Source organism: Priestia sp. ST2, from assembly GCF_055810735.1.
Genome location: NZ_JBVVNT010000001.1, coordinates 1,014,903 through 1,040,478 on the forward strand (window position 1 = coordinate 1,014,903; position 25,576 = coordinate 1,040,478).

At 39.6% G+C, this 25,576-nt stretch carries 32 protein-coding genes and 1 riboswitch; of the genes, 18 read left to right on the forward strand and 14 right to left on the reverse strand.

From position 1 onward, the window contains the following. The first annotated feature begins 75 nt into the window (after window positions 1-75). Complete coding sequence (locus AC0KUU_RS05170) at window positions 76-426, forward strand: hypothetical protein (RefSeq protein ID WP_043978490.1); 351 nt, start codon at window positions 76-78, stop codon at window positions 424-426. A 30-nt stretch (window positions 427-456) separates the two neighbouring features. Here AC0KUU_RS05170 and AC0KUU_RS05175 read toward each other — a convergent pair whose 3' ends face one another. Then, on the reverse strand, window positions 457-930 hold the full coding sequence (locus AC0KUU_RS05175; protein WP_013058548.1) for a YtxH domain-containing protein: 474 nt from the start codon (window positions 928-930) through the stop codon (window positions 457-459). A 327-nt stretch (window positions 931-1,257) separates the two neighbouring features. Here AC0KUU_RS05175 and AC0KUU_RS05180 point away from each other — a divergent pair, with 327 nt between their 5' ends. Continuing rightward, window positions 1,258-2,733 carry a glycoside hydrolase family 32 protein gene (locus tag AC0KUU_RS05180; protein ID WP_043978491.1) on the forward strand — a complete coding sequence of 492 codons (1,476 nt, stop codon included), beginning with the start codon at window positions 1,258-1,260 and terminating at the stop codon, window positions 2,731-2,733. 50 nt (window positions 2,734-2,783) lie between these two features. Here AC0KUU_RS05180 and AC0KUU_RS05185 read toward each other — a convergent pair whose 3' ends face one another. Further along, window positions 2,784-3,065: a hypothetical protein gene (locus tag AC0KUU_RS05185; RefSeq protein ID WP_013058546.1), complete on the reverse strand. Its 282-nt coding sequence runs from the start codon at window positions 3,063-3,065 to the stop codon at window positions 2,784-2,786. 86 nt (window positions 3,066-3,151) lie between these two features. Beyond that, window positions 3,152-3,340, reverse strand: a complete 189-nt coding sequence (locus AC0KUU_RS05190) for a hypothetical protein (protein ID WP_013058545.1) — start codon at window positions 3,338-3,340, stop codon at window positions 3,152-3,154. A 122-nt stretch (window positions 3,341-3,462) separates the two neighbouring features. Between AC0KUU_RS05190 and AC0KUU_RS05195 the strand changes: the two genes are divergently transcribed. After that, window positions 3,463-3,753 carry a hypothetical protein gene (locus AC0KUU_RS05195; RefSeq protein WP_043978492.1) on the forward strand — a complete coding sequence of 97 codons (291 nt, stop codon included), beginning with the start codon at window positions 3,463-3,465 and terminating at the stop codon, window positions 3,751-3,753. Between the two features lie 48 nt (window positions 3,754-3,801). On the opposite strand, the gene AC0KUU_RS05200 is transcribed toward AC0KUU_RS05195, so the two are convergent. Continuing rightward, entirely contained in the window at window positions 3,802-5,046 is a 1,245-nt protein-coding gene (locus tag AC0KUU_RS05200; protein ID WP_241771345.1) for an MFS transporter, read from the reverse strand. Further along, on the reverse strand, window positions 5,043-5,786 hold the full coding sequence (locus AC0KUU_RS05205) for a MerR family transcriptional regulator (RefSeq protein WP_043978496.1): 744 nt from the start codon (window positions 5,784-5,786) through the stop codon (window positions 5,043-5,045). Before AC0KUU_RS05205 ends, AC0KUU_RS05200 begins: the two co-directional genes overlap by 4 nt. Window positions 5,787-5,869: 83 nt before the next feature. Here AC0KUU_RS05205 and AC0KUU_RS05210 point away from each other — a divergent pair, with 83 nt between their 5' ends. Both AC0KUU_RS05210 and AC0KUU_RS05215 read left to right on the forward strand, forming a co-directional pair. Beyond that, the gene (locus AC0KUU_RS05210) at window positions 5,870-6,550 is read left to right on the forward strand and encodes a CPBP family intramembrane glutamic endopeptidase (protein ID WP_043978498.1); all 681 of its coding nucleotides are present in this window, start codon (window positions 5,870-5,872) and stop codon (window positions 6,548-6,550) included. Between the two features lie 227 nt (window positions 6,551-6,777). After that, complete coding sequence (locus AC0KUU_RS05215) at window positions 6,778-7,740, forward strand: aldo/keto reductase (RefSeq protein ID WP_165575898.1); 963 nt, start codon at window positions 6,778-6,780, stop codon at window positions 7,738-7,740. 36 nt (window positions 7,741-7,776) lie between these two features. On the opposite strand, the gene AC0KUU_RS05220 is transcribed toward AC0KUU_RS05215, so the two are convergent. After that, a complete protein-coding gene (locus tag AC0KUU_RS05220) occupies window positions 7,777-8,163 on the reverse strand; it encodes a MerR family transcriptional regulator (protein ID WP_322552362.1) in 387 nt (128 codons plus the stop codon). 184 nt (window positions 8,164-8,347) lie between these two features. Here AC0KUU_RS05220 and AC0KUU_RS05225 point away from each other — a divergent pair, with 184 nt between their 5' ends. The 6 genes from AC0KUU_RS05225 to AC0KUU_RS05250 all read left to right on the forward strand — a co-directional run bounded on the left by AC0KUU_RS05225 (window position 8,348) and on the right by AC0KUU_RS05250 (window position 10,862). Beyond that, the gene (locus AC0KUU_RS05225; protein ID WP_165575899.1) at window positions 8,348-8,518 is read left to right on the forward strand and encodes a hypothetical protein; all 171 of its coding nucleotides are present in this window, start codon (window positions 8,348-8,350) and stop codon (window positions 8,516-8,518) included. A gap of 62 nt (window positions 8,519-8,580) precedes the next feature. Beyond that, entirely contained in the window at window positions 8,581-8,739 is a 159-nt protein-coding gene (locus tag AC0KUU_RS05230) for a hypothetical protein (protein WP_162213596.1), read from the forward strand. A 382-nt stretch (window positions 8,740-9,121) separates the two neighbouring features. Next, a complete protein-coding gene (locus tag AC0KUU_RS05235) occupies window positions 9,122-9,643 on the forward strand; it encodes a hypothetical protein (RefSeq protein ID WP_043978504.1) in 522 nt (173 codons plus the stop codon). 64 nt (window positions 9,644-9,707) lie between these two features. Next, entirely contained in the window at window positions 9,708-10,202 is a 495-nt protein-coding gene (locus tag AC0KUU_RS05240) for a GNAT family N-acetyltransferase (protein WP_043978506.1), read from the forward strand. A 20-nt stretch (window positions 10,203-10,222) separates the two neighbouring features. Next, entirely contained in the window at window positions 10,223-10,711 is a 489-nt protein-coding gene (locus AC0KUU_RS05245; RefSeq protein WP_241771346.1) for a DinB family protein, read from the forward strand. Further along, window positions 10,695-10,862, forward strand: coding sequence for a hypothetical protein (locus AC0KUU_RS05250; RefSeq protein ID WP_176521208.1), 168 nt, complete (start codon window positions 10,695-10,697; stop codon window positions 10,860-10,862). Before AC0KUU_RS05245 ends, AC0KUU_RS05250 begins: the two co-directional genes overlap by 17 nt. A gap of 11 nt (window positions 10,863-10,873) precedes the next feature. On the opposite strand, the gene AC0KUU_RS05255 is transcribed toward AC0KUU_RS05250, so the two are convergent. Both AC0KUU_RS05255 and AC0KUU_RS05260 read right to left on the reverse strand, forming a co-directional pair. Then, window positions 10,874-11,515: a pyridoxamine 5'-phosphate oxidase family protein gene (locus AC0KUU_RS05255; RefSeq protein WP_043978510.1), complete on the reverse strand. Its 642-nt coding sequence runs from the start codon at window positions 11,513-11,515 to the stop codon at window positions 10,874-10,876. 124 nt (window positions 11,516-11,639) lie between these two features. Then, window positions 11,640-11,885, reverse strand: coding sequence for a hypothetical protein (locus tag AC0KUU_RS05260; RefSeq protein WP_013058531.1), 246 nt, complete (start codon window positions 11,883-11,885; stop codon window positions 11,640-11,642). Between the two features lie 306 nt (window positions 11,886-12,191). Here AC0KUU_RS05260 and AC0KUU_RS05265 point away from each other — a divergent pair, with 306 nt between their 5' ends. Beyond that, the gene (locus AC0KUU_RS05265) at window positions 12,192-13,202 is read left to right on the forward strand and encodes an aldo/keto reductase (RefSeq protein WP_043978513.1); all 1,011 of its coding nucleotides are present in this window, start codon (window positions 12,192-12,194) and stop codon (window positions 13,200-13,202) included. A gap of 197 nt (window positions 13,203-13,399) precedes the next feature. After that, window positions 13,400-13,503, forward strand: a riboswitch (purine riboswitch). A 155-nt stretch (window positions 13,504-13,658) separates the two neighbouring features. Next, window positions 13,659-14,537 (forward strand): 5'-methylthioadenosine/S-adenosylhomocysteine nucleosidase, encoded by an 879-nt coding sequence (locus tag AC0KUU_RS05270; RefSeq protein ID WP_322552360.1) that lies wholly within the window; start codon window positions 13,659-13,661, stop codon window positions 14,535-14,537. A 154-nt stretch (window positions 14,538-14,691) separates the two neighbouring features. Here AC0KUU_RS05270 and AC0KUU_RS05275 read toward each other — a convergent pair whose 3' ends face one another. Further along, on the reverse strand, window positions 14,692-16,188 hold the full coding sequence (locus tag AC0KUU_RS05275; RefSeq protein ID WP_165575900.1) for a gluzincin family metallopeptidase: 1,497 nt from the start codon (window positions 16,186-16,188) through the stop codon (window positions 14,692-14,694). 205 nt (window positions 16,189-16,393) lie between these two features. Between AC0KUU_RS05275 and AC0KUU_RS05280 the strand changes: the two genes are divergently transcribed. Then, window positions 16,394-17,944, forward strand: coding sequence for an ABC transporter substrate-binding protein (locus AC0KUU_RS05280; protein ID WP_165575901.1), 1,551 nt, complete (start codon window positions 16,394-16,396; stop codon window positions 17,942-17,944). A 166-nt stretch (window positions 17,945-18,110) separates the two neighbouring features. Here AC0KUU_RS05280 and AC0KUU_RS05285 read toward each other — a convergent pair whose 3' ends face one another. Then, window positions 18,111-18,845, reverse strand: a complete 735-nt coding sequence (locus AC0KUU_RS05285; protein ID WP_322552359.1) for a class I SAM-dependent DNA methyltransferase — start codon at window positions 18,843-18,845, stop codon at window positions 18,111-18,113. A gap of 156 nt (window positions 18,846-19,001) precedes the next feature. Between AC0KUU_RS05285 and AC0KUU_RS05290 the strand changes: the two genes are divergently transcribed. Next, window positions 19,002-20,351, forward strand: a complete 1,350-nt coding sequence (locus AC0KUU_RS05290; RefSeq protein WP_165575902.1) for a TcaA NTF2-like domain-containing protein — start codon at window positions 19,002-19,004, stop codon at window positions 20,349-20,351. A gap of 100 nt (window positions 20,352-20,451) precedes the next feature. Here the strand turns inward: AC0KUU_RS05290 and AC0KUU_RS05295 are convergent, their stop codons facing one another. The 4 genes from AC0KUU_RS05295 to AC0KUU_RS05310 all read right to left on the reverse strand — a co-directional run bounded on the left by AC0KUU_RS05295 (window position 20,452) and on the right by AC0KUU_RS05310 (window position 22,687). Next, window positions 20,452-21,177: an AbrB/MazE/SpoVT family DNA-binding domain-containing protein gene (locus AC0KUU_RS05295; protein ID WP_097823144.1), complete on the reverse strand. Its 726-nt coding sequence runs from the start codon at window positions 21,175-21,177 to the stop codon at window positions 20,452-20,454. A 468-nt stretch (window positions 21,178-21,645) separates the two neighbouring features. Then, window positions 21,646-21,801: a hypothetical protein gene (locus AC0KUU_RS05300; protein ID WP_014458731.1), complete on the reverse strand. Its 156-nt coding sequence runs from the start codon at window positions 21,799-21,801 to the stop codon at window positions 21,646-21,648. Between the two features lie 144 nt (window positions 21,802-21,945). Beyond that, a complete protein-coding gene (locus tag AC0KUU_RS05305) occupies window positions 21,946-22,146 on the reverse strand; it encodes a hypothetical protein (RefSeq protein WP_141425866.1) in 201 nt (66 codons plus the stop codon). A 22-nt stretch (window positions 22,147-22,168) separates the two neighbouring features. Then, a complete protein-coding gene (locus tag AC0KUU_RS05310) occupies window positions 22,169-22,687 on the reverse strand; it encodes a ferritin (RefSeq protein WP_162214824.1) in 519 nt (172 codons plus the stop codon). Between the two features lie 281 nt (window positions 22,688-22,968). Here AC0KUU_RS05310 and pgaC point away from each other — a divergent pair, with 281 nt between their 5' ends. From pgaC to AC0KUU_RS05325, 3 genes are read left to right on the forward strand one after another with little or no spacing between them, the layout of a single operon-like run. After that, window positions 22,969-24,225, forward strand: a complete 1,257-nt coding sequence (gene pgaC / locus AC0KUU_RS05315; protein WP_162214823.1) for a poly-beta-1,6-N-acetyl-D-glucosamine synthase — start codon at window positions 22,969-22,971, stop codon at window positions 24,223-24,225. Beyond that, a complete protein-coding gene (gene pgaD / locus AC0KUU_RS05320) occupies window positions 24,183-24,644 on the forward strand; it encodes a poly-beta-1,6-N-acetyl-D-glucosamine biosynthesis protein PgaD (RefSeq protein ID WP_013084506.1) in 462 nt (153 codons plus the stop codon). The genes pgaC and pgaD overlap by 43 nt, the downstream gene beginning before the upstream one ends. After that, complete coding sequence (locus AC0KUU_RS05325; RefSeq protein WP_043978535.1) at window positions 24,641-25,507, forward strand: polysaccharide deacetylase family protein; 867 nt, start codon at window positions 24,641-24,643, stop codon at window positions 25,505-25,507. The genes pgaD and AC0KUU_RS05325 overlap by 4 nt, the downstream gene beginning before the upstream one ends. Window positions 25,508-25,576: the final 69 nt, after the last annotated feature.

The window sequence follows — 25,576 nt, forward strand, 5'->3', positions numbered from 1 at the left end:
CTGTACATGTCAACGGATGTTTGATTTCATCAAAAGTTGTAGATGAATAGACTATCAAGTCGTTGGAGGCGTTGTATGGTTGGAATTTGCAGCTGGAAGTGTGCAGTGAGTGGAATAAGTATTGCGAGTGTCTACAGTAAACAGCCGTCGTGGCAGCGGGAGTGCTATTTGGTGATACCTGGTAAAGTTTATTATGAGTCGTGCTATCAAGGGTACGGAGAGTTTGCGGGAATGGATATTTTTTGTTTGATGAGAGAAAGCGGAGCGGGGAAAGAAGACAGTGAAGGAGTAGCGGCTTTTAAGCCTAAGATTGTGCTGGCGAAGTATTACAGCGGACAGCGTTATGAAGAACTGCCGGAATCAGAGCCGTGTCCGTACGGAGGCTATTTTTTTGAAGGGTGGAAGGAAGATAGCGAATATACATAAAAGCTGTAGAGATATCTCTACAGCTTGTTATTAACGTCTTGTTTCATCGACAGATTGTTCTAAATCACTTACTTCTTGCGTAATTGTATTTAATTCTTCTTGCACCGCTTCAGCTTCAAGAACAGGATCTTGAACGATTTCTGTCGTTTCAAGCTCTTCTGCTGCAGCCGTTTCTGCAAGCGGCTGTTCTTTAGCAGTGCGCAGAGATTTCACTTTGTTGACAACTTGCGAAGATTGTTCGGAGACTTTTTGTGAAAGGCGGGCCGTGCGCTGTTTGAGGTCTTGGCCTTTTGCATATACCGTTTCTTTCACTTGACCTGTTTTAGCAAGTGCTTGATTCGCTCCGTCTTGAATAGAAGCACGCAGCTCTTTTCCAGACTTTGGCGCTACTAGTAAAGCTGTTGTGACACCGACTACGCTGCCTACTAACGTGCCGACTAATAACTCTTTGCTTCCACCTTTTGTTTCTTTACCCACTGTTTCTTTTACGTTTTCTTTTGTCATGACATTTCCTCCTTTTATAATATGTAATATGAAGGGTTTACCATTTTGTTGAATACTTCCTGTAAAACGCAAATGATTCGCTAAAAAAATGTGCAAGTGCCGTCGGACGCTCGTACAGGCTGGTGAAATTTGATTGTATATAGTATTCAACCACCTGACAGAAAAACCTTCTTTTCTGCTATAAAAACAGAAAAAAACTTATCTATAAAATCCGACACAAGAAAACGACAACATTCGTTCTTTGGTAGCATTTTCACTTAAAATTTTATATCATAGAGGGCAAGGAGAATACGTTCTCTTTTTTTAGATGCTGGAGGGATTGAAGAAATGGCTGAATCGAAGTACAGAACGATTTTAGAAGCAAAATCTGGAGAGTTAGAAGCATTAAAAGACAAAGCAATCAAAGACACCTGGCAGCCGATTTATCATATTCATCCACAGTACGGGCTGATGAATGATCCAAACGGATTGATTCAATTAAACGGTGAATATCATGTGTTTTATCAGTGGTATCCGTACGGTGCGATGCATGGAATGAAGCACTGGGCTCATGTGAAATCTACGGATTTAGTAACGTGGGAACGCCTTCCGGTTGCGTTAACGCCAACGGAAGAATATGAATCGCACGGCGCATACTCAGGTGGCGCGATTGAAAAAGATGGTCAAGGGCTGCTGTTTTATACGGGGAATGTAAAATACGAAGACGGCTCACGTTCAGCTAATCAATGTATCGCGATGCTAAACAGGGATGGAAGTGTGGAAAAATACACGCATAATCCAGCGGTACAAGGCGTTCCTGATGGGTATACAGGACATGTGCGTGATCCGAAAGTATGGAAAGAAAATGATACATATTATATGCTGCTAGGCGCTCAGCGTGAAAACGAAACGGGCGCGTTAATTGTGTATGAATCAAGCGATGCGCTTCAGTGGTCATTTAAAGGCGAAGTTAAAACATCGCTTCCTGACTTTGGCTATATGTGGGAGTGCCCGGATTACTTTAAACTGGACGGAAAAGATGTGTTTGTCTTTTCGCCGCAAGGAATCAAAGCAGATGGCCACGATTTTCATAATATTTACAATGTAATTTACGCGGTGGGAACATTTGATGTGGAAAGTTTAACGTTTGAAATGGAGTATTACCGTGAAATTGATAAAGGGTTTGACTTTTATGCACCGCAAACGTTCCAAGATGAAAGCGGACGTCGCTTGCTATTTGCATGGATTGGAAATCCGGACGTTGACTATCCGTCAGACGAATACGGATGGGCCCATGCCTTAACGCTTCCTCGTGAGCTTTCGCTTGAAGGAAATGAACTTGTTCAAAAGCCTGTAGAAGAGTTACATAAGCTTCGAGATCAAGCAGTTCATTTTAGAGGAACGCTAAAAAATGAAGAAGTGATCATTGATGAAGCAACAAACAATGCATATGAAATCAATATGACGTTCCGCGAGATAGGGGCCAAACAGTTTGGTTTAGAGCTATTTAATAGTAAAGAAGAAGAGCTTCGCCTCGTGTTTGATACAGAAAAGCAAGAAGTGCGACTCGACCGTTCTTCATTCCACCATCAATATGCAACGGAATACGGTGTGGTTCGCTCTGAAAAATGGACAGCGTCAAATGAAGTCGATGTTCGCGTATTTGTCGACAAAAGCGTCGTCGAAATTTATATAAACGGCGGCAAAATTGTCTTCACTTCCCGGGTATTCCCGAAAAAAGATTCCAAATCAGCTGTAAATGTATTTGCAGAAGGAGCTGTGGAGTACCGTATTGATTATTACGGTATGTCGCGCGGTATTTAACATAATAAATAAGAAAAGCCAATGAAGATCATTCATTGGCTTTTTGGTTTTTATAAAAATAAGATACAAATACATGAAGCAACTAAATGAGGGACAGCTGCAATAATAAAACGTTTCATCCATTCGGTATCCTCTCGCTGCCGGACCGGGGTAAAGTAAGGTCCTCTCGTTTCAAATCGAAATGCGTCCAGTAAGGTTACAAGTGCAATTGCCGTAAGTAATATGCCAAGAGGGCCTGAAATATAGTAAATATACTGCCAGTTGCCTGCTGTAATAGAAATGATAATCACAATAATTAAAGATATAATGCCAGATATTAATCCTGTTTTCAAACTCAAAATCTCCTTACATCCAGTTTTTGCTTATCTATTTTACCATAACCGAATGAAGGTTTGTATATACGGCTCAGGGCGGATATTTACTTCTTAATTGACCTTCTATGTAAGTATCTTCTCGTATAAAACGAGTTTCCTAACAAAAGCAGTGTTCCTAAAATCCACCCGGCTGCAGGGGAATAAGGAAAGATATTTTTTAAAGCCATCCCAAAAGAAATAGAGGCTGCTCCGAGTATAAATAAAAGCAGCGTGATTCCTTGACGTTTTTTCATATGTACCACCTCTCTTACTAATTTTACCATAAGGTATGAGTATAGTAGAATAAAATGTAAGATATCTTACAAAAAAGAAGTATATGGTAAAATTTAAGGGGTAGGAATGGAAGAGGGATGCAATGATTAAAAAAGGATTTATAGCAGGTATCGTGAAGGTCGGGATTGTTCTTGCCCTTGCTGCTTTTACAGAAAAGTGGAGCTATCTCTATTTTGTGTCAGGCACAATGGGAGCAGTATCACTGGTTTTAGCTTTGGCATACCTTATTGACAGTATCGTGCTAGGAAGTACAGGCACATTCTTTTCAGCCAAAAAGACGCGCAAGGTGAGCCGAGTTGAAGATGCAAAACGATTTGGAGCTATTGCAGTATCGAACATATTAGCTGCTTTGATTTATGTAGCCGCTGGTTGATGAATAGGAGTCTATAAAAACAGCTTGAGGTTAACCTCAAGCTGTGTTTTATGCGTCAATCTGAACGTTTCTTTCCCGTTTATCACGCAGAGGCATCAGCATACTCACAAATCCAACGCTTACGATGATGATTGCCGCCGTTAAAAAAGTCGTCTGAGCACCTGCAAGCTTTACGACCATGCCTCCAAGAAGAGGAGCAGTAAGTAAAACGGCACTCGTTAAGGTGTTGATGAATCCGTACACTTTTCCGAGGTGTTCCTTGTCGCTGTGTGTTTGAACGATATAGTTAAACAGCAGTAAATTAAGCCCAACTCCAGCTCCTCCAATAGGTGCAGCAATCAAAATGAAATAGCGTGACATAACGGCTGGATTAAAGCAGCTAATGAAAAATAAAGCCCCTCCAAATAGAAGCAGTCCAAGTGATAACAGTCTAAATGGATGGTGAACTTGTTTTTTTCTATTAAGATACACTCCTGTTGCTAGCGCCCCCAGTCCGATTCCAGAAAGCAGCCAGCCGAGCATTTCCGGATGGTGAGGCAGCACATCTCGTAGAAAGATGCTAATTTGAGCGTCAACAAGCATCACTACAAAATACGAAAGGTGAAACAAAATAACGACGCGTAAAAGGAGTGAGTGCTGAAAAACGATTTTCCAGCCGTTTGAGTACGTTTCTTTCGCTTGATGGGAAGAACGAGCAGCTTTCCCTTGAATGTTTTTACCTGCTTTTTTAAGTGAAAACAGCACGCCAATAGAAATCATACAAGCTGCGGCATTAACTAAAATGCATGCTTTTGGCGTTGCAATCGTCAGCGCGGCGGCTCCGAGAAACGGCCCCACAACTTTGGCAATTTGAAACATAATGTTTTGTAAAGTAGAGGCCTGCAGCAGCTGATCTTCTTTGACCACTTCTCGAACGCAAGCCAGCTGTGCGGGCACTTTCATAACAGAACTCATAGAGCGCAGCGTCAGCACCCCAAGTGCCAAAAGCGGTTCATTTGTGAAAAATAACAGACATGTGAACAGAAGACGGACTAGTTCAGACAGAAACATCAGCTGTACTTTATCATAGCGGTCCGCTAAATTTCCTGCTGCTTGACTTAGCAGGATGCTAGGTAAAGCGTACGCGACAGGAATAAGCGTAATCCAGAGGGAATTTGCGTGCCACACGTATGTAAAAAGCGTCATCACCGCAAACATATCAAATAAATCTCCGAAGCTTGCTGCAGTGCTTGAAATAAATAATTTTTTATAAGAAGAATTAGCAAACAGCTTTTCTCTTTTCAATACCTTCATTCCTTTATGTGTTGTTCGTAAAAAATAATCGCATCTTCAATAAATTGAAGGACTTCGCTGTCGATAGGGTAGAGATTAAGTGAACTTGATGCCTCAGGAGATTTGCGAACATCCCAAAAGGCTTTTTCTAAAGCCGTGTGAGGGCCAAATAGCTCACTGGATAAAAGCAGTATATCAGCTGCAATTAGCTGTCCATCTTCAGATTGAGGTGCACGCTGATGCTTTAAGCAAAGCTGAACTCGTTTTATCATGTTAATCCATTTATCGGCACTCGCATTCTCCATTTTAGGCAAATCATGCTGCAGAATCTCACTTTCTTCTATTGAAACCGAAAGCAGATCAGTCCAGCTGCTTTTAGTAGTAGACTGATTTTGAACTAAAGGAAGGAGCTGCTTCCAGTTTAATTCACCTTCTATTTTTATACTGTTGCGAAGAGTATGAGTATGTTCTAAAGCTCGTTGAATTTCTGAAGTTTTTTGCTGAAGTTTTTGCTGGTGAATCGCTAGAAGTTCATCAATACTCACTTGATGAAGAATAAGTTCAATATCTCGCAAAGGAACGGCTAAGTTTTTTAACAAAGTAATTTTCTCTAGTGTGAATAAATCCGTTTCTGAGTAGGAGCGTTTTCCATTTTCTGATTTTGACGATGGATGAAGCAAGCCAATTTGATCGTAGTAACGAAGTGTACGCACCGTGAGGCCTAATTTTTTAGCGGCTTGCCCAGTAGAAAAATAAATCATTTTTAATCCCTCCAAAAAAATGCTTGCAGGTAACGTTACGTCACCTTTTATACTGAATATATGTAAAAGGGAGGCGAAGTAAATTGAAACAAAAAAATCAAGGATTATGGACAATAAAATCATTCGTAATTATGCTGGTCGTCACGTTTATTGGGGTGCCTATCTTAATTGAAGGCATATTGCAGGATGCTTTACATTCCCTGTTTAAAAATGACCTTTATGCTGGAACAGCTACTGGGTTTGTTATGGCAGCTGTGTTTTTATCAGCTCTGTATGGGCTGATGGTTCAGGCTGGTGATAGAAAAATTGGTTTTCAATGGTTTTCAAAACGGCACTGGCCGCGCATTCTTTTTTGGCTTTTTGTGCTGATCTTAGGAAGTGTGGCAATTGTTGTGCTAATGGAATGGTTTGGTATGACGTATGAAAATAAAAAAACAGCCAGTTTACAGCAAGACCTGTCGCTGTTTTCATTTATACTTGCTTTTGTTTCAGCCGCTGTGATCTCACCTTTTTATGAAGAGATTATCTACCGAGGATTTTTTTATACGTGGCTGAAACGTAAAGGAGGGATTGTCGTTGGATTAGTGGGAAGTTCGTTTATCTTTATGCTGGTGCATATTCCAACGTACAATACCTTGCCCGTTAACTTTTTATCAGGTCTCGTGTTTGCATGGGTGTACGAAAAAACAAAGTCGCTGCTTCCAAGTATGATCATTCATGCTTGTTTTAATGGGATTGCCGTTATTTTAACAGCGGCAGCTTAATGTAGTTTCGATAACGAATAAGCTATGATTTATCTTACCATATTATGTCTGCTGAAGAAGCGAATTGCAAAAAAATAAGTGTAAAATGAACCCAGAAACAGCTAGAAGCACTGCCTGTTCCTAGCTGTTTTTTGTATATGCACGCACGCTTAAGGCTTGTCTTAAAGTGGAGGTTAAGGTGTATGATAAGAGAGAGTAAAGACAGCCATACAAAGGAGAGGGTATCGATGCAATATCGAAAGCTTGGAACAACAGGTCTGGAAGTATCAAATTTATGTCTAGGTACCATGGCGTTTGGACGATGGATTGACGAAAAAGCGTCGGCAGCTATTTTACATAGCGCCATTGAAAACGGAATTAACTTCATTGACACAGCCAACTATTACGGAAAAGGGCAGGATGAAGAGTTTAGATATGGCACAGGGGAATCTGAAGAAATTATTGGGCGCGCGTTGAAAGGAAAACGAGATGATGTTGTGCTCGCAACAAAAGTCGGCATTGCCGTAGGAAAAGGCCGAAATGATAAAGGCCTTTCACGCACACATATTATGAGAGAAGTGGATAATCAGCTGCGACGACTGCAGACAGACTACATTGATCTTTATCAAGTTCATCTTTTTGATCCGAATACACCTATGGAAGAAACGCTTCGCACGCTAGATGATTTAGTTCGTCAAGGCAAAGTTCGTTATATTGGCTGCTCCAATTATGCCGCGTGGCAAATCGCAAAGTCTCATCATATTAGTGACAAAATGAATCTTGAAAAATTTATTTCCGTTCAGCCTCAGTATAATCTTCTCTCTCGTGAAATTGAACAAGAGCTGCTGCCGTTTAGTCAATCTGAAGGTGTAGGCGTCATGGTATACAGTCCGTTAGCGCGCGGCATGCTTTCAGGCAAATATAAAACACCAAATGACGTGCCGCCAGAAAGTCGCGCTGCGCATGGTGAAAAGCTGCTGCGAAACTACTTTACAGACCAAAACTTTCAGCTGGTGGAGCAGTATCGCAAGTTAGCAGAAAAAAATGAAGTAAGCTTGTCTCAGTTTGCTCTTTCATGGGTATTGAATCAGCCCGCTGTAACATCAAGCATTATCGGAGCTAGTAAATTGCATCACGTAACAGATGCTGTTGAAATCAGCGATTGGACATGGTCAGAAGAGCTGTTGAATACCGTGAATTCACTGTATTAATAAAAAGTCCGCAGGTGCACCTGCGGACTTTTGTGTTTAAATTTTAATTTCTTTTTGCGTTAATTTTGCTTCTAGTGAGTCGTACAAAGCGAGCTTATAGTTGATTTGTTCAAGGTATTTAAAAGTTTTGGCCATTTCTTCTTCGACCGCTTCTTTGTGCTGAAGCATCATGTTTTTTCGTTCTTTAATTGTGCTTTCGCCTTGTTCATAGAGCTCTACATAGCGCTTGATTTCTGCAAGAGGCATGCCCGTTGAGCGCAGAGCTAAGATAAAACGGATCCATTCAATATTCGTATCATTATAGAGGCGTTTTCCATTTTCATCACGCTCTACAAAAGGAAGGATCCCTTCTTTTTCATAGTAGCGTAAAGTCGGTGCGGAAAGCCCGGTTTTTTCATTCATTTCTTTCATGCTATAAGACAAGATTGTTCACTCCCACTTATGAATCGTAAAGCTTACTTTAAGGTATATGATAATCGATAGTTGAACGTTTTATCAAATTCTTTTTCGTTTTTTGAAAAATATGGAACTTTTATACAGTTTGTCCGTAATAACAAGTAGACAATAAGAAACTTACTGTAAAAGGTTAAGTAAAGGGGATAGAGTAATGAAAAAAGTAAAATGGATTAGTTTTATCCTGCTGCTGATTTCAACCGGAGTCTTTTTTATCAATCATCAGTACGCCATTTTACTAGCGGCTTGGACCGTGTACGGAATGGCTTTATCAATCCTAGTTTATTTCTTTTCATATGATATGAGTGATTCAAACAAAGAGTAAAAAGCGTATACGCGTTTCTTATTGTCTTCAAAATAAAAGCAGAAAATGAAAGGGTGGAAAAAATGGGAGAACTTTTTTGGATGATTTTGTTCGGAGCGTGTATTTGGGTGCCACTAATTTGGAATAAAATTGCGATTGGCAAGCGCATCGCACACGAAGAAAAGAAAGCAGGACGTGATTTAACAGGGGAAATCAATCCGTTTACCGGAGGAAGAATGTAAATAGGCGTAAAAAAAAGCTGTGACAAAAGTATTTTCGTTGAAAGAAGATCCGAATGATGAATTGAGATTCTTAATGCAGAATCAACTTCGTTCGGTTTTTTTATTAGTATGGTGAACGTAGGTGTCATGTATATAGTAGTTTCTAGCTGTTGATTGGAGGACAAGGCGAAGACTCCTGCCGCCCGCGGAAATCGAAGCCTTGCATGGAAATTAACAGCGGTGTAACCAGCAGTCCAGCTTATTTATCCCATTTGTTCGTCTTTAGGTTGGAGTAATTTTGTTATGTCTAAGTCTCTTTATTAGTAAAGAAAACAATAGTTTAATTTTGTTATTAATAGTATAATTAACCATATTTATTTTGGATAGAAAGGCTGATAAAAAGGTGTTCATATTCTTTTTAGCCGGCACTGTACTTGTGCTGGCGATGATTATTTTTTCGCGTACGCTGTGGGTGCCCAGCGGAATGGTAGAACGTCTCAGCAAGAAAAAGTGGTTTCAAAACCATTGGCTAAGCGGAGGCTATTTGTTTGGCATTAATGCTTTATATTTTGGGACTACGATATGTTTACTCTTCCTTCCTATCTTTACTAATATCCCTTATTTGCATCTTGTTCTTATGTTTTTAGCGACGATTGTAAGTATTTTCACGTGGAGCGCCTTTAGTACAGCGTGGACAGGATCATTTAAAAACCGTCTTAAAATGGCTTTAACGGGAAGCAGCTTTTATTTAATATTGGCATTAATTATGGTGATCCAGTGGGTAAGCGTTAAGCCCCTGTATCCCAATGAAGATACGTTTATGCGAGCTTTAGGGTGGATGCTTGGCTTTTTCGTTTCAGCCGTCGCTTTTAGTGTATGTTTTATCTTCACGGCGTTTCTTGGAAAACGTTCAGCACGTGTGTAAGGATATCATCCGTTTTTTAGCGTTTTTTTCTAGTTAACTACTATTCACGAAAGCAGGGGTAAACGTGATTCGAGAAATTTTAGCTTCCGATGCAGCCGCTTTTTTAGCGTTAAATAAAGAGCTTGATCGAGAAACAGCATATATGCTGTACGAGGAAAATGAGCGTGCGATTACACTCGAACAGCAGAAAAAAATGATTACAACTTTTTTAAAGATGCCGAACTCCACCATTTTAGTGGCGGAACAAGACGGACAGCTTGTCGGACATTTATCTGTGATTGGCGGAAGCGTTAATCGAAAAAAACACAGCGCATACTTAGCTGTTGGCGTACTGCGTTCCTATGGAAACCAGGGCATTGGTACTTCATTGTTTGAAGAAATGGAGAACTGGGCGGCGCGTATCGGCATCAAACGAGTAGAGCTAACCGTTATGACCCACAATGAAACGGCCATTTCGCTGTATAAAAAGATGGGTTTTAAAATAGAAGGAAAAAAAATATGTTCGCTCGTTGTAGATGGAAAATCAGTCGATGAATATTTTATGGGGAAGGTTTTTTAAAAAACATGTTTAAAGGGGAAATGAACGTGAAATCGACGGTTATTGAGTTAAATGAATGGATGATAAAGTTTCCTAAAAAGCTTGAAGTATTCTCTCAAGCAGCGGCGTCAAACCGTCCTGCTCCTAAGAAGTGGTCCCCGAAAGAAATTGTGGGGCACTTATGTGACTCAGCCCTTCACAATTTGCAGCGTTTTATCAACGTGCAGCATGAAAAAACACCTTTGGTCCTGACGCCTTACAAACAAGATGAATGGGTAGAACTGCAGCACTATCAAGATATGCCCATGGAAGAAATAGTTGCCCTATGGCGCAGTTTAAATAAGCAAATTGCTTCCATTCTTTTGCATATACCAACAGAAAAGCATATGTATCAATTCGAATTAAAAGATGGAAAGTTCGTTTCGCTGCAGTGGTTGGCTAAAGATTATATTGCTCATTTAAAGCATCATATTAAGCAAATTGACGCTCAAATGCCGCTAGGAGGCAAAGAGGATGAAAAAAGAACATAAAAAAGAAGAATCTCAGGTGAAAGCAGATTTTAGAGCAGGCCGCGCCTATGGTGATCATGAATACATAGGAAGTTCGAAAAAAGGGGTGCTTCTTGCTTTGTTACCAATTCTGATCATTGCCGGAAGTATACTGTTTCTGATGGTGAAATGACAAAAGCCGCATTATAGCGGCTTTTTTTCATAGAGGTGCTGAGTTTTGTTTTCTTCGGGATTGTTGCGGCTTTCTAGGGTGGAAAAGCCTGCGTGTTCTGCGACTATTTTAGCTGCGGAAGGAAGCGTTTCGACTCTTTCCCAAGATGCTGGATTCCACAGCTTTGATCGCTTGAATGCTTTGCTGCAGTGGAGAAAGCATTCTTGTACTTCAACGCCGATAGCGAGCAGCGGAGTTTTATTGTGAACCGCCATTGTTTCAAGCAGCGCTTTTTCTTTTACAATGCAAGCTTTGCCGTTAATCCGCAGTGTTTCTTCTATGCCTGGAATCAAAAAAAGCAGCCCTATTTGAGGATTAGATAAAATATTTTCCAATGAATCTACTTTTTGATTGCCGCGCCTCTCTGGAATCAATAGCCTTCTCTCATCGACGACTTGTACAAAACCAGGGTGATCCCCCCGCGGAGAACTGTCGCAAATTCCTTTATAATCAGCTGTAGCGATGATAACAAAAGGGGAATGTTTAATAAATTCCCGGCAGTGTCGATCTAAATAAGAAATTATTTTTTGATGCGCCAATTTGTTAGGCGCGCCGACTATATGGCGAAGCTCTTCCTTCGTTTTTACTTGTTCTTTAAAATGACTGTTTTCCATTCCTTTTTTCACTCCTACTTTTTGCGTATACTGAAAATACCATTTTTACATGTGAAATACTATATTTTTATATTTAAAAAACAGAAAAATCAGTATATTAAAATGGAGTAGAAGTGCTATAACGCTAGCTTCGGTCTTTTTTTAAATTTTTGATTGCGTTATCAAATATGTCATTAACCGTCTTCATATGTTCGCTGACGAGATGATTCGAGTCTTTTTCTCGCTGGCGCATGTCTTTCAACAAATCATCCATATCATCTAGCAGACTTTGAAAATATTCATCTTTTTGTTCTTCTTTCATTGTGGAATCGTCCATTTCATCAAGCTTATCGAGCTTATCTTCAATTTTTTTGAAGTATTCATCTCTCAAGAATCTCACCTCATTTATAAAGTAGCTTTCTGCTTATTGTATGCAAAATGTTTGTTTGCATGAGTAAGAAGTAGAAAGTACATAAATAAAAGGAGAGTCTGAAAAGCTCATTTACTCCTTAGTAGGTTACTTTTTAGTTCCCATATTACTTTGAAGTGCGTACTTTTTTTTATTGTGTATATGCTTCATAATAAATTTTGTCAGGAGATAATATGACATTTAATGAATAGATCAGTCGTTGAGTTTACCTTCATACTGATCAATTTCTAAAATAGAATTATAAAAATTTCAGGAGGTTTTATGAATATGAGAGAGATACTGCAAGGAAAACTAGGTTTTGGAACGGCACCTCTGGGCAATATGTATCGTAATATTCCAGAAGAAGAGGCCATTGCGACGGTCGATGCAGCTTGGGAAAGCGGCATCCGTTACTTTGATGCAGCTCCTCTTTACGGAGCTGGCTTAGCCGAGATACGCCTTGGTGAAGCACTATCAAAAAGAAATCGCGATGAGTATGTGCTAAGTACGAAAGTAGGTCGCGTTATTTCAGATGAACTAGAAGACACATCTTCACGTGATATGGGAGAAAAAGGCGGGCTTTTTGAATTTGGCCGTAAAAATAAAATTATCAATGACTACAGCGCAGATGCCACTCTTCGTTCGATCGAGCAAAGCTTAAATCGTTTAAAAACAGATCGCTTAGACTTTGTGTATATTCATGATGTTGCGCAAGATTTTTATGGAGATGAGTGGGTAGGACAATTTGAGTCTGCTCGAACGGGCGCATTTCGTGTGCTTACACGTTTGCGTGAAGAAGGAGTTATTAAAGGATGGGGACTTGGAGTAAACCGAGTAGAGCCAATTGAAATCATGCTGGAGCTGGAAGAAGCAAAGCCGGATGTCTCGTTGCTAGCTGGCCGTTACACGTTATTAGATCATGAGCGTGCGCTGCAGCGAGTAATGCCCGAAGCCGTAAAGCATAATATGGACATTGTTGTCGGCGGACCATACAGCTCAGGCGTTCTTGCTGGAGGTACGCACTTTGAATATCAAAAAGCATCTTCAGACATTATGGCAAAAGTAGAAAAAATCAAAGCTATTGCAGATCGTCATCAGATCAGCATTAAGGCTGCTGCTGTCCAATTTTCACTGGCTAATCCAGCGGTTGCCGCTGTTATTCCTGGTGCTAGTCGTCCTGAGCGTATTGCTGAAGATAAAGCAGCATTAAACACAGTAATTCCGGCAGCCTTCTGGGAAGAAATGCGTGAACAGAAGCTTGTAGCTCCTCATGCACCGCTGCCAATTAACGTGAAGTGAAGGTGGAAAGATAAATATAGGTTTTCAGTAAGTATAAAAAGTGTCTCGAAGTTTCGGTTTTGAGACACTTTTTTTGTATTGAGATAGAAATTAACAAAAGATTCAGCAGGTTTCAATCATAAAAACGAACATTTAAACAATTTTTTAATTAAAATATTCGTCTGTGTATTGAATAACCATTTTGTATTTGATACATTTAGAAAGTGAAAAATATTACTCGTATATGCTTGGAAATATGGTCTGAGTGTCTCTACCTGGTTCCCATTCAAAGAACTGGACTACGAGTTAAAGTGTAAAAACGTTCGGTTTATCAATACATAAATGTTATTCCGTGCTTAACTTCTTATACTTTGACTCTAAAAAGCTTAGAAAATCAAAAGTGTTATAGGTTTTTTCTTTTGTCCAATCATCGAGTGTATGAAACAACAAAACGAAATGGAGTGAAAGTAACAATCTATGAAGAACAAGATGCTAAAAACAGGGGCTTTACTTACTATTGGTATGATTTTATTATTATCTGTACTTGCCGGGTGTAACGCAGCTTCAAAAAAGGAAGCCGGAGATAAACAGAAGCAGAAGCCTATTATTGTTCAAGGGCCGATGCCGATAGAAGCGCAGAAATTCGCTAAAAAATTAGAAAATGTCAAAGAAGAAAAGTCGGGGAATTTTGTTTTTTACAAAGGAAGTGTCGATAATTATCCGGTTATTATAGTTAAAACGGGAAAAGGAATGGAAAACACGGCAGCTGCTACAGCGATAGCTATAGAAAAATACCATCCTAGAGCAATTATCAATCAAGGAACATCAGGCGGACATGATGAAAATCTGAACGTGTTTGATATTGTATTAGGAAAGAGAACAACGAATATAGGCTCCTTAAAAACAGGCGATAAAAAAGAAGGCGAAGGAATGGACCCTGCTGCGTGGAAGCCGATGGATTTAATGGCTTCTGAAGGAAGCGCTGGTGAAGATCCTGATGCTGAAAAAGCTCGCTATTATGAAGGAGATAAGAAGTTACTGGCGGCTGCAAACGCAGTAAAAGATACATATAAAAAAGGAAAAGTAGTAGAAGGAACGATAGGATCAGCGGACACGTGGAATAACGAAGTGGATCGAATTAAGTGGTTCCATACTAAGTACGGGACGTCTGTAGAAGAAATGGAAGGCGCAGCGGCAGCACAAATTGCAGGAAGCTATGACGTTCCATTCTTAGGTATTAGAGTGCTATCTAACAATAAAGTAAACGGTGGAAAATATAATCCAAACACAGCAGCAGCTTGCCAAGACTATGTTTATGAAGTAATTAAACATTATATTAGCACAAACGCTAAGTAAATCTTTCTTTAAAAAAGCATCAAAGCTTTTGTTTCTCTAACAAAAGGCTTTGATGCTTTTTTCGTCATGTCTATAGGGATTTACTGTATTTACGCTATCAAAATTTTATAAAATAAATGGATTGGTTAATGTGAACGGAGCTCATGAAGCAAATTCAAAGTTTGTATAACCCTTCATATTTTTCTGTCAAATAATTAATTAACGGCTGAGCATCAATTCTGCCTATAGAAAGGCTCGTTAAGATCTCTTTTGGCGTTTTTAGTTTTCCATACTGGTGGATATGCTGTTTTTGCCAGTCTGCTATAAGTGATAGGTTTTGACTCGAAATGATTTCATCAAAGTCAGGATGGTCTTTGATTACGGCTTCTCTTAGTTGAGCTGCATAAATGAAGCCTAAATTGTAGGAAGGGAAGTAGCCAAACGCTCCTCCGTACCAGTGACCGTCCTGCAATACCCCGTCACGGTCTGTTTCCGGTTTGATCCCCAAGTACGCTTCATATTTTGTATTCCATGCGGAAGGAAGATCCGAGACGAGAAGCTTGTCAGCGAATAAATCTCTTTCTAGCTCGTAGCGAATGATAATATGCAGCAGATAGGTAAGGTCATCTGCTTGCAAACGAATGAGAGAAGGTGTGACTTCATTTAAGGCAAAGTAAAGAGTGTCAAATGAAATATCACCGTAGATTGAAGACTCTAATTCTTTGAATAAGTGAGCGTGATTTCTCCAGAAGCCTTCGTGTTTTCCAATGAGACGTTCCCAAAAAAGAGACTGAGATTCATGCAGTCCCATAGAAGTGTATGCACCTAATCCTGTGTCAAGCAAGTCAGAGCTAATTTGCTGGTTATAGATAGAATGTCCGCCTTCATGTAAAAACATAAAAGCTGCCAGTTTTACATTGTGTTCGTCGTATCTTACTGCAAGCCGTGCGTCTTGAGAGTGAATGCCTGCACTGAACGGGTGGGGCGTGGTGCCAATTTGGCCGGACTTGAAGTTATAGCCAATAGCAGTGAGAAGGTGTTTGCCGAGCTTCTGCTGATTTTCGATTGAAAACGGCTTGTTGAGAAACGATGTATCATGTGTAACCGAAGAGCGTTTAATTTTTGGCAGCAAAGGAAGAATAGCATCTTTAATTTGTTGAAAAAGCGAATCGATGGTTTCACTAGAAACGTCGGGCTCATATTCTTCTAAAAGCTGTTCGTAAGGAGCGAGATGAGGATTACGGTAATCCGCAAATTTTTTATGCATATGAATCAGCTGCTGCAGGTTGTCTTCGACGAGCTTAAATTCATTTTGCTCTCTAGCCTGTGACCAAAGAGCATGAGTAGAAGCTTTTAAAACGGAAAATTGATGATAGTCTTCCAGTGGTACAGCGGAAAGTTTTTGATAGATGTTCCAATAGTGCTGTACTTGTTTTTGCTGTAGTTGATTTAGATTTTGTTCTTGAAGATGCTGCAATTCTTTTGCAAAGGCTGGATCTGTTTGCAGCAGGTAAAGCTCTTTTGAAAGCGTGCCTTGAATGGTTGCATGCTGCTTTTGGCTATTAAGAGGAGCGGATGTTTTTGCGTCCCACGATAGAAGAGATAAAGCTTGCTTGTAGTGTTCGATCGTTGCAATATGTTCTTTAGTATGAAGACGGATGGCAGAGTTCATAATATCCTCCTTTAGATAAAATACTTTACTTATAAACATACTAAGAATTGGGAATTGAAACAAGAAAAATTAAATCAGTAATCGTAAAGAAATGGTTTAATTTTGCTAATTTCACAAACAAATGGAAAGATGGTAGGATGGTTTATATTCCTACTAACCTTACAAAAATAGTAGGTTTTAAAAAGTGATTTTAACTATTGGGGGAATGACGTTGAAACAGGTTAAGGTGAAATGGTTATTATTTATTGTGATTGCTTTATTTGTTGCCGGGTGCAGTAATAAGCAAGCAAGCTCAGGCGATCAAAGCACCAGTGCCGCACGAAAAGACGGAGGTACGCTAAACATTGCGTTTCAAAGTGAGCCGACAACTTTAGATCCTCAGATTACTGGGAATTCTTCGGTTAAAGATGCGGCGAGAAATATTTACGAAGGGCTCGTTATTTTTGATAGTAAAGGTAATGTAGAACCTGATTTAGCAGAAAAAATTGATATAAGCGATGATAAGAAAGTCTACACGTTTCAGCTGCGAAAAGGCGTAAAGTTTCATAATGGAAAGGAAATGACAGCAGACGATGTAGAAGCTTCGATTAACCGCTGGATTAAGCTGTCTTCACTTGGTAAAACAAACTTTGTTGGTGCACAAGTCAAAAAGACAGGAGACTACACGGTTGAGCTTCATTTGAAAACACCGAATGTGAATACGTTGGCACTGCTAGCCGACCCGATTCCGGCAGCCGCTATTTTTCCAAAAGAAATCATCGAAAAAGCACCTGCTGAAGGAGCTACTGAGTTCGTTGGCACAGGTCCATTTAAAGTGAAGGAATGGAAAAAGAATCAATATATCACGCTAGAGAGATTTAAAGATTATTCTTCAAAAGGACGAAAAATTAAAAAGACTCCTCACGTAGATGAAATTAAAATTAGCTTTTTAAGCGATGAATCTACTAGAATTTCAGGCATTACAGCTGGACAGTTTGACATTGCCTTAGGTGTTTCAAGCGACAATGCGGCTCAAATTGAAAGTACGCAAAACGTTAAGAACAAGCTGGCTCCAGGAGGATTCATTGGTTTATTTTATAATACGCAAGAAGGGTTCTTTAGCGATTTAAATGCTAGAAAAGCCGTAAATGCCGCGATTAATGCAAAAGATATTTTATCAAGTTCATACGGCGATTCTGATTATTATGAACTGACTTCGTCGATTGTGAATAAAAAGTTTCCGAACTATTACAGTGAAGCAGGAGAAAAAGAGTACAATCAGCATGATGAAAAGAAAGCAAAAAGCTATTTAAAAAAGGCTGGATACAGCGGGCAGGAACTGCGTCTTTTAACTTCACGCGATTATCAGGATCAGTACAATACGGCTGTTATCGTGCAGCAAGAGCTTGAAAAAATCGGTGTAAAAGTAAAGCTGGAAGTGTATGACTGGGCAACGTTTACTGATAAAGTAAATGACCCTAAAGCATGGGATATTTACCCCGTAGACTGGGCGGCGCGTTCAACCATTTTCCAAGGATTTTGGACGTCAGGAGGAGCTCCGGTTGAAAAATCAACAAAATACTTAGATAAAATCAAAGCGGCCGCTTCTGTAAAAGATGCACGACCAGCTATTGATGCTACGCAAAAATACGTATGGGATGAGCTTCCGTTTACATTAATTGGCCATAAAGTCAATATTAACGCCGTGTCTACATATGTAAAAGGCTATGATTTCAACTTAGGCCCTGTATTTTATAACGTGAGCGTGAATAAATAACATACGCTAAGTTTAAATAAAAAGCGGTTTTATATGAAGAAAGTTAGGAAAGAAGCTGGGACAAAGGTAGTTTAGTTGAAGGAAGATCCGAACGATAAATTGAGATTCTTAATGAGGAATCCAACGCGTTCGGATTTTTTATGGTTACGGTGAAAGTAGGTTTCATTTATCCATTCTTCACGCCGCTCATCAGTAAAAACAAAGGAATACGCATTCGCCGCTCGTAAGTTTCAGCGCTGTCGAAATGTTCTTTTTGAGGACATGCTTCTTTTAAATTTGTAACGGTGAATCCGCTTTGCTGCATCAAAGAAAAGTACTCTTCAAGCGTGCGATGATACTTTTGAACGTATCCGCCCATCCATTGCTGCTGACGGAATCCCATTGAGAAGTAGTTATCCACGGTCCAGTTTGTGCGCAGAGCAGAAGGCTGCAAAGTGGAAGTAATGACTGGATGTTCCACAGAAAAAATAAATCTTCCTTCAGGTTTGAGTGCTTGATTCACTTTAGCGAAAATGGAGGATAAGTCTTCCATGTAGTGGAGAGACAGTCTTGCAGTAACCAAATCGTATTCGGTGCGTGGTGGAGTATAATGCTCCATCGATTCATGGAGCACTCTTGCATTTGGATAGTTTAAAAGCTGTTGCTGAGCCGCGTTTATCATATTGAGAGAGCCGTCTACTCCGGTATAAGAGAAACATCCCTGTTCAAGAAGCTCCGCACCAAATCCAGCGTTTCCGCACCCTAAATCTAAAACGTTTGCATCTGTAACATCACCTAGAAGCTGTAAAATGGCCGGTTTTTCAATCGTATCGTTGGCATTTTCTTTTTGCTGCCGACGTTTTGTATAGGCCAAAAACGTCTCGTCATTATCGTAAAATTCAGCTCCTGTTGAGATCTTCAACTAAATCAGCCTCCTCTATGCAAAGTACCTCATTATACACATATATTGAAATTATTTACAACAATTTTGATGGATATGGAAATTATGTTTTATTTTAGTATAATTGTAGTGTTAATGAATCATTCTGTGTAACTAGATAAGAAAAGAGGAGAAGTCATGAAACGTTCCACTATAAGTGTCAGTGTGGCTAGTATTCTGCTGTCGGTTAGTTTACTTATAAGCGGCTGTCAGCAAAATGAGGTATCTTCCCGCGACGAAAAAGAAAGCATCACTTCAAGTGCTCAACATCCTGAACAAAAAGAAAGTGCTATTCACACATCGGAGCAAAATGATGATAAGGAAAAGGGCAACAATCAAAAGTCAAGAACTCTTTCAACAAATACTACAGCTTCTACTAAAGATGAAAACAACGTATCTACCCCTACAAAACAAACGGCTAATGTATTAATCAAGTCATATTTGCAAGGTTTAATAAAAGGAATCAACAACGGTTCTTTCAAAGAAGTAAACAGCTATCTGGTGAAAGGAAGTTCTCTTTATAGAGATCAACAGTCTTTAATTAGTCATTTACATGGCAAAGGAATTCAAGAAAGATTAGTAGATTATGAAGTGGTTGACTTTAAAAAAGCAGGCTCTGCTTATGATATCCAAACCCATGAAGTGATTATGATTGTTCAGCCTAATGGTTCAGAAACGATAAAAGAGTATGATTGGGTATATTCAGCGGTATGGTCGGATGATCAATTACGCTTAAAGGATATTTCTAATGCAGGGAACACTGCTTCCATCAAAGCATCAGAACCATCGACGCAAAACAGCGGAAACTATGACGGAGAATGGTCAAGAGATATTCATCATCAAGAAGCAGGATTAACTATCACTAATTCAACAAGCAGCTCTTTTGATTTTACAATAGGTGCAGTATACGGTGCGAATGCAGGAGGAATAGAAGGAAAAGCAGAGGTGGAAGGAAATAAAGCTATTTATAAAGACACGGAAGAAGCTACGGAATGCATACTAAACTTCACGTTAAGTCAAAAAGAAATCAAAATTGATGCTACTGCAGGCTGTTCCTATTACGGCGGGGTAAATGTTTCTTTCGACGGCACGTATAAAAAAGGAAAGATCACAGAACATACGAAGACATTATCAGAGCTTGATATCCTTCCAATTGAACAGGATGAAAATGTGAAAAAACTTGTAGGAAATGACTACAAAACACTTGTTGATAACTTTCAAATCGTCCATGAAGAAAAAGATTTAGACGGCTTAGGAGCGACAGCGCTATCAGGTGGAGTAACCGGTTTGTACACGCTTATGGAAGGAATCATTGAGTATGATAAGCAAGGCTATTATTACGTAGCGTTAATTGTTGACAGTGACAAAGTAAAATTCTACACGAATAATCCCGCATATCGAGATCGTATCACACTCACAGTAAAAGAGTGGATGAGCCGCTTTAGCGATTATCCAGTAGAGACAATATATAAAGAAATAAAAAAATAAGTCTAAAAGCTAAGAGTCGAGTATAGAAAGGGTCAGTCTATGCGTAACTCTTAGCTTTTGCTTTGAAGCCGTAGGAAACCATTTGTTTTTGGCGTCGTTCTTATTTCGGTGATTTTTCAACAATTGCTGCGTCTATTTGCTGAGATAATACGCTGCTAATCTCTTTTTCACTCTCCACTTTTTCTAAAATGAGCTGCTTATTACCTGTCTTGATTTTTAACATCGTACCTGAGTGGATGGAGAAATCATCTCGCAGCTTTTTAGGAATAGTAAGTCGAAAACGGTCATCAATTTTTCGAGATTGAGCCGTAAATGTTAAAGTCGTTTTCTTCCCAAAACTCATTTCATATTTTTGAATCACAATGTTATTTTCTTTGTTAATAAAAAATTGAACCTCCATGTTTGCATCCAATTCCACGGACGTTAAAAGTTCAGAAGTGAGCTGAATCTGCCGGCCGGTTAATGTTGCATAATAAGGAGGAGCCACCGCAGGTTTTTGTGAAAGCGCTATCGATTTTTCGTCTCTTTTTTTCATAACAATTTGCTGTTCTACCACGTATAGTTCTACATAATCAAAGGGCTTAAGTTCATAGTCATCTCGCAGGGATTTTGGGATGACTATTCTACCCATATGGTCAATTGTTCGAATGAAGATATGAGAAGGAACCGGGACATTTTCATCATGATGATCGATAATAATCCAATCATCACAGCTCCGCAAAAAAACTTTGTCGTTTGTCTCGAGTTTTGTTAGTTGCATAAACAAAGAAGGAAGGGATACTCTTCCCATTTCGTCAATTATACACTCTTCTTTTTTTGTACGCATCTTGCTATTTAATCCTTTCTAAAAACATTTTAGATGGGGTATGTTACTTAAATTACACAGCATTTATTTCTTTGTCAAATGAAGCAAATGAGTATTTATTCATCCTACAGATTGAGAAATACAGGAAGTTTGACCTCATTCAGTAGATGCACAGCTGTCCCATGTAAAAGGTAATCATCTGAAGAAAACAGTTAATCTGTTAATTAGAAAAGCATAGAATAAAAGCGTTTTTCTTTCTTTTGATTTTATTGTCAGAAACAAAGGTTTAAAAAGGAGCTTCCTTCCTTTTCTAAAGAGTAGGTTTTTTATTAACAAAATGCAGCCGGATTTACGCTGAATGATGAATAGATTTATGCATATTAAGTCGAGAAAAAAATTTCAAGCGGAGCTTTTTTTACTTGTTTTGAAGAGCAGTTATAGTCGAAGGATAAAGAAAAAAGCTCAAAAAAATGAGCTTTGAACCAATTTTTATCGTTTTTCAACCAGCAGTAAGATGAAGGTAGCAAGCGGTCCTAAAGCAAGAGATAATAAGAACCAGTTCAGACCCGTTCGATTTTTACCTTGCGCTAATCCGGCATTAATTAAAGCCAGCGTTCCCCATCCTACAACGTATTGATTATCCATATGACACCCCGCTAATAATTGTTTCTTTATTTGATTAACAAAACCTATATTAGCATAAATATCCATATTTTTGATTGGAATTCCTGAATTAGGGTGGAGAAACGGTGAATTTCTTCAAGAAGCAAGGTTCTTATTCTCCTTAACTTAGTGAAGGTAGTAGTGAATAAGAGAAGGGTGCACGTAGTAGACGTGAACATATTGAGGTCGATGATAGTGAAGCTGATGCATATATTGATTCATAAGCCTTTGAATGGCGTTATACACATTAGGCGGATAGCCATAATAGCCGTGGTGAATACCAACTCGAAACAAGGAAACGGGCGTCGTGTTATTGGTTCTGCACATTGTGCTACACTCTTCTGCGCTTTTAACCTTGCATAGCTGCTCCACCCGCTGGTGCAGCTTTCCGCTGTCCTAGTTCTTGATCGAGTATAAAAATAGCTGCAGGGTTATTTTGGGCGATTTTTAGACGGTCTACAATCGTTTGAGCTTGAGCTTCTTCGTCGACTTGTTCTCGTAAAAAGTCCTGCACGATGACTAACGTTTGAGGGTCATTCGCTTGGCTGATAAATTGAAACGCTTGACGATAAGAATTCGTGACGAACTTCTCATGCTCCAATACTTTTTGAAACGTTTCTAACGGTGACCCAAACTCACTTGGCTGAGCAGGCAAAGAGCTTAATTCTACCGTTCCGCCGCGGTCAACTAAGTAGTCAATAAGTTTTAGCATATGAGTGCGTTCTTCTTCAGACTGCAGACGCAACCAGCTGCCCATTCCTTTATAGTTTAATCGATTCATATAGTTAGACATAGCTAGGTATAAAGTCGAAGAGACGTGTTCAAGTTGAATTAAGTTATTGAGCAGCTTTTGAATTTGTTCGTTCATATTTGTTATTCCTCCTTAGGGAAAAGGGTTCTTTCGTATACTACCTGCAACCATCACGCTTTTAATCTATAAAGATACTATATGTCACTTCTTTAAGTAGGTAACTTGCCCATCCTTTATTGGTGCTTCTTACTTACATTTAAGGGTTGTATAATATAGGAATAAAAGTGGTTTAAAAGTATCTTTTTTTAGATGGTTAAAATTACTATGTTCTATTTAACCAATTTAGTGATAAAATTGTCACTCTGTGCAATTTTAATTGGTGTGAAGGAGTCAGAAAAATGAATATGCAACACGTATTAATACCTGGATTTGAAAAGCTTGCGAGCTTTGTTTTCTGGTATCCATTTATTATGTCTTTATTTTGGATTGCAGGCACGCTTATTTACATACGCTATCGCGACCGAGATCCTAAAGTTGATTTTTCAACAATTGAATGGCCGCTAGTGAGCTTTTTAGTGCCTTGCTATAACGAAGAAGAGACGATTGAAGAAACGCTTAAGCACCTTTTGGCGTTAGATTATCCGTCTAAAGAAATCATCCTTATTAACGATGGCAGTACGGATGGAACAGCTGCTATTTTAAAGGAAATCAGCAGAAATCACCCTGAAGTTCGTGTGATTCAGCTTTATGAAAATAAAGGAAAAGCCAACGCGTTACATTTAGGTGCGCATGCATCTAAAGCTGAGTTTTTAATCTGCTTAGATTCCGACGCTATTTTAGATCAAGACGCTCCATATTATCTAATCCATCATTTTCTTCATAAAGGGGAACGGCTGGGAGCCGTTACCGGAAATCCGCGCATTCGAAACCGTAATACGCTGCTGAGCCGCATTCAGCTAGTTGAGTATTCTTCTATTATCGGTTCTATTAAACGAACACAGCGAATTTTAGGAAAAGTAATGACGGTCTCAGGCGTAGTAGTAGCTTTTCGAAAGAAAGCACTTGTGGACGTCGGGCTGTGGGATCGTGACATGATTACGGAAGATATCGCCGTGAGCTGGAAGCTGCAGCAGCGCTTTTGGGATATCCGCTATGAACCGCGGGCATTGTGCTGGATGCTTGTGCCCGAAACCTTAAAAGGAATTTGGAACCAGCGAGTACGCTGGGCTCAAGGCGGACAAGAGGTAATGCTTCGCCACTGGAAAGTGTTATTAAAATGGAAGCAGCGCAGAATTTGGATTGTATACCTAGAGCAGTGGATCAGTACCCTTTGGTCATTCGCATGGCTGTTTGTGACTATCATGCTGCTTGTTACGGCGAGCAGCCCCCAAGACATGCTGTTTTGGTTTACGTTTACGTCATTTTCCCTGGTGTTTATGAGCTTAATTCAACTGTTTATTGCGCTGAAAATTGATTCGAAATACGACAACGTGAAGCGGTATTACGTATGGGCTGCATGGTACCCGGCGCTTTATTGGATTGTGAATACGATTGTGGTAGTGGGCGCATTTCCTCGTGCTATCAGATCTAGAGTGAAAGGAGGCTATGCTACATGGAGCAGTCCAGACCGCGGCTTAACGAAGAGCAAATCATGATTCAAGCCAAACAGCCTCTTGCTCGATTAGTGATAAGCATCATTGTTTCCTCTGTTTTTTGGCTCTATTGTGCCATTGTTCTTTGGTTTTTCCTTTCAGCTGTTATCGGCGTAAATGACCGTTACAGCGGGGTATTAAAAATTGCATTCAAAACGACGAACGGCGAAATTCGAACATTTTTAGTAATTGGACTCGCTATTTTTTGCTTCTTTTTCCTGGCTCTGTTTCTATGGAGATCCTACAACAAAAAGAGATTTGGAAGCTTAAACCGACGAAAAGAGCCGGCGTATACGAGTATTAAAGATTTAGAGCGTCTTGAGCTTTTATCTAAGGATCAAATTCAGGAGCTTCAGCGTGCACAGTACATCGAATTTGATGTTAATCCGTTAAAACATACTGAAGAGAGGAAGCACGCATGAAGAAATATGTATTCTTTCTTTTGATTGCGGCAGCGGTAGTTGGCTTTATTTTCTTTAAAGTAGTGAACTGGGAAGACAAGGCGGAAGCAACAACGACCGTGGAACCAGCGCTTGGGACGAACGGATGCTTAGGCTTAAATTATCATCGCGTGCGCAAGCATAATTGGTTTAATCGAGTTGTCAGCTCAGTTACAAAGTCTGACGAACTGACAGAGTACAGCGTCTACAGCAATGATTTTGAACATCAGTTAAAAAAGCTGAAGGAACTTGACGCTACGTTTGTTACGCCAAAAGATATTGAAGCGTATCAGCAAAAAGGCACGTTTCCAAAACGCTGCGTATGGATTTCATTTGATGATATTGACCGTACCGTTTATCAAAACGCGTTTCCCATTTTAAAAAAGGAAAACATTCCGTTTACGCTATATGTAATCGCAGGACAAGTGGGAGCAACGGATTTTCAAAATTTAAACATGGCTTCGTGGAGTCAGCTAAAAGAAATGAAAGACAGCGGCCTTGCGACAATCGGTTCGCATACATATGATATGCACCGTTTAGAAGAAGACAAGCCTTTATTTCTGACGCCTGCTAAATACAGCGCGTTTGCTGAAGACTTACGAAAAAGCAAAGAAACGATTAAGAACCATTTAGGAATAGACCCAGTTTACTTTGCATATCCATACGGCAATACAAATGATGACGTAGCTAAGATTGTGAAAGGTGCTGGTTTTCACCAAGCCGCTATCTTAGCGCCGCATCTTATTACAAAAGATAACGACCCGTATTATCTGAACCGAATTGTTGTATACAACAAAACCTTTCAAAACTTTATTCTCCCGTGGCTGACGCGTACGAGCACGTAAGAAGAAAGTGTAAAAAGCCTCTGTCTAAAGCAGAGGCTTTTTTTGTTCACCATCAAAAGGTATGTCGAT

Coding starts and splice junctions, on each gene's coding strand:
- AC0KUU_RS05225 (WP_165575899.1), top strand. CDS start 8,348: ATGAAAAAAGTAAAATGGATTAGTTTTATCCTGCTGCTGATTTCAACC.
- AC0KUU_RS05305 (WP_141425866.1), bottom strand. CDS start 22,146: ATGTGCAGAACCAATAACACGACGCCCGTTTCCTTGTTTCGAGTTGGT.
- AC0KUU_RS05255 (WP_043978510.1), bottom strand. CDS start 11,515: ATGGAAAACAGTCATTTTAAAGAACAAGTAAAAACGAAGGAAGAGCTT.
- AC0KUU_RS05270 (WP_322552360.1), top strand. CDS start 13,659: ATGAAGAACAAGATGCTAAAAACAGGGGCTTTACTTACTATTGGTATG.
- AC0KUU_RS05205 (WP_043978496.1), bottom strand. CDS start 5,786: ATGATTTATTTTTCTACTGGGCAAGCCGCTAAAAAATTAGGCCTCACG.
- AC0KUU_RS05190 (WP_013058545.1), bottom strand. CDS start 3,340: ATGAAAAAACGTCAAGGAATCACGCTGCTTTTATTTATACTCGGAGCA.
- AC0KUU_RS05230 (WP_162213596.1), top strand. CDS start 8,581: ATGGGAGAACTTTTTTGGATGATTTTGTTCGGAGCGTGTATTTGGGTG.
- AC0KUU_RS05275 (WP_165575900.1), bottom strand. CDS start 16,188: ATGAACTCTGCCATCCGTCTTCATACTAAAGAACATATTGCAACGATC.
- AC0KUU_RS05295 (WP_097823144.1), bottom strand. CDS start 21,177: ATGCGTACAAAAAAAGAAGAGTGTATAATTGACGAAATGGGAAGAGTA.
- AC0KUU_RS05175 (WP_013058548.1), bottom strand. CDS start 930: ATGACAAAAGAAAACGTAAAAGAAACAGTGGGTAAAGAAACAAAAGGT.
- AC0KUU_RS05290 (WP_165575902.1), top strand. CDS start 19,002: ATGAAACGTTCCACTATAAGTGTCAGTGTGGCTAGTATTCTGCTGTCG.
- AC0KUU_RS05325 (WP_043978535.1), top strand. CDS start 24,641: ATGAAGAAATATGTATTCTTTCTTTTGATTGCGGCAGCGGTAGTTGGC.
- AC0KUU_RS05245 (WP_241771346.1), top strand. CDS start 10,223: ATGAACGTGAAATCGACGGTTATTGAGTTAAATGAATGGATGATAAAG.
- pgaD (WP_013084506.1), top strand. CDS start 24,183: ATGGAGCAGTCCAGACCGCGGCTTAACGAAGAGCAAATCATGATTCAA.
- AC0KUU_RS05265 (WP_043978513.1), top strand. CDS start 12,192: ATGAGAGAGATACTGCAAGGAAAACTAGGTTTTGGAACGGCACCTCTG.
- AC0KUU_RS05180 (WP_043978491.1), top strand. CDS start 1,258: ATGGCTGAATCGAAGTACAGAACGATTTTAGAAGCAAAATCTGGAGAG.
- AC0KUU_RS05200 (WP_241771345.1), bottom strand. CDS start 5,046: ATGAAGGTATTGAAAAGAGAAAAGCTGTTTGCTAATTCTTCTTATAAA.
- pgaC (WP_162214823.1), top strand. CDS start 22,969: ATGAATATGCAACACGTATTAATACCTGGATTTGAAAAGCTTGCGAGC.
- AC0KUU_RS05215 (WP_165575898.1), top strand. CDS start 6,778: ATGCAATATCGAAAGCTTGGAACAACAGGTCTGGAAGTATCAAATTTA.
- AC0KUU_RS05280 (WP_165575901.1), top strand. CDS start 16,394: ATGACGTTGAAACAGGTTAAGGTGAAATGGTTATTATTTATTGTGATT.
- AC0KUU_RS05300 (WP_014458731.1), bottom strand. CDS start 21,801: ATGGATAATCAATACGTTGTAGGATGGGGAACGCTGGCTTTAATTAAT.
- AC0KUU_RS05250 (WP_176521208.1), top strand. CDS start 10,695: ATGAAAAAAGAACATAAAAAAGAAGAATCTCAGGTGAAAGCAGATTTT.
- AC0KUU_RS05310 (WP_162214824.1), bottom strand. CDS start 22,687: ATGAACGAACAAATTCAAAAGCTGCTCAATAACTTAATTCAACTTGAA.
- AC0KUU_RS05170 (WP_043978490.1), top strand. CDS start 76: ATGGTTGGAATTTGCAGCTGGAAGTGTGCAGTGAGTGGAATAAGTATT.
- AC0KUU_RS05195 (WP_043978492.1), top strand. CDS start 3,463: ATGATTAAAAAAGGATTTATAGCAGGTATCGTGAAGGTCGGGATTGTT.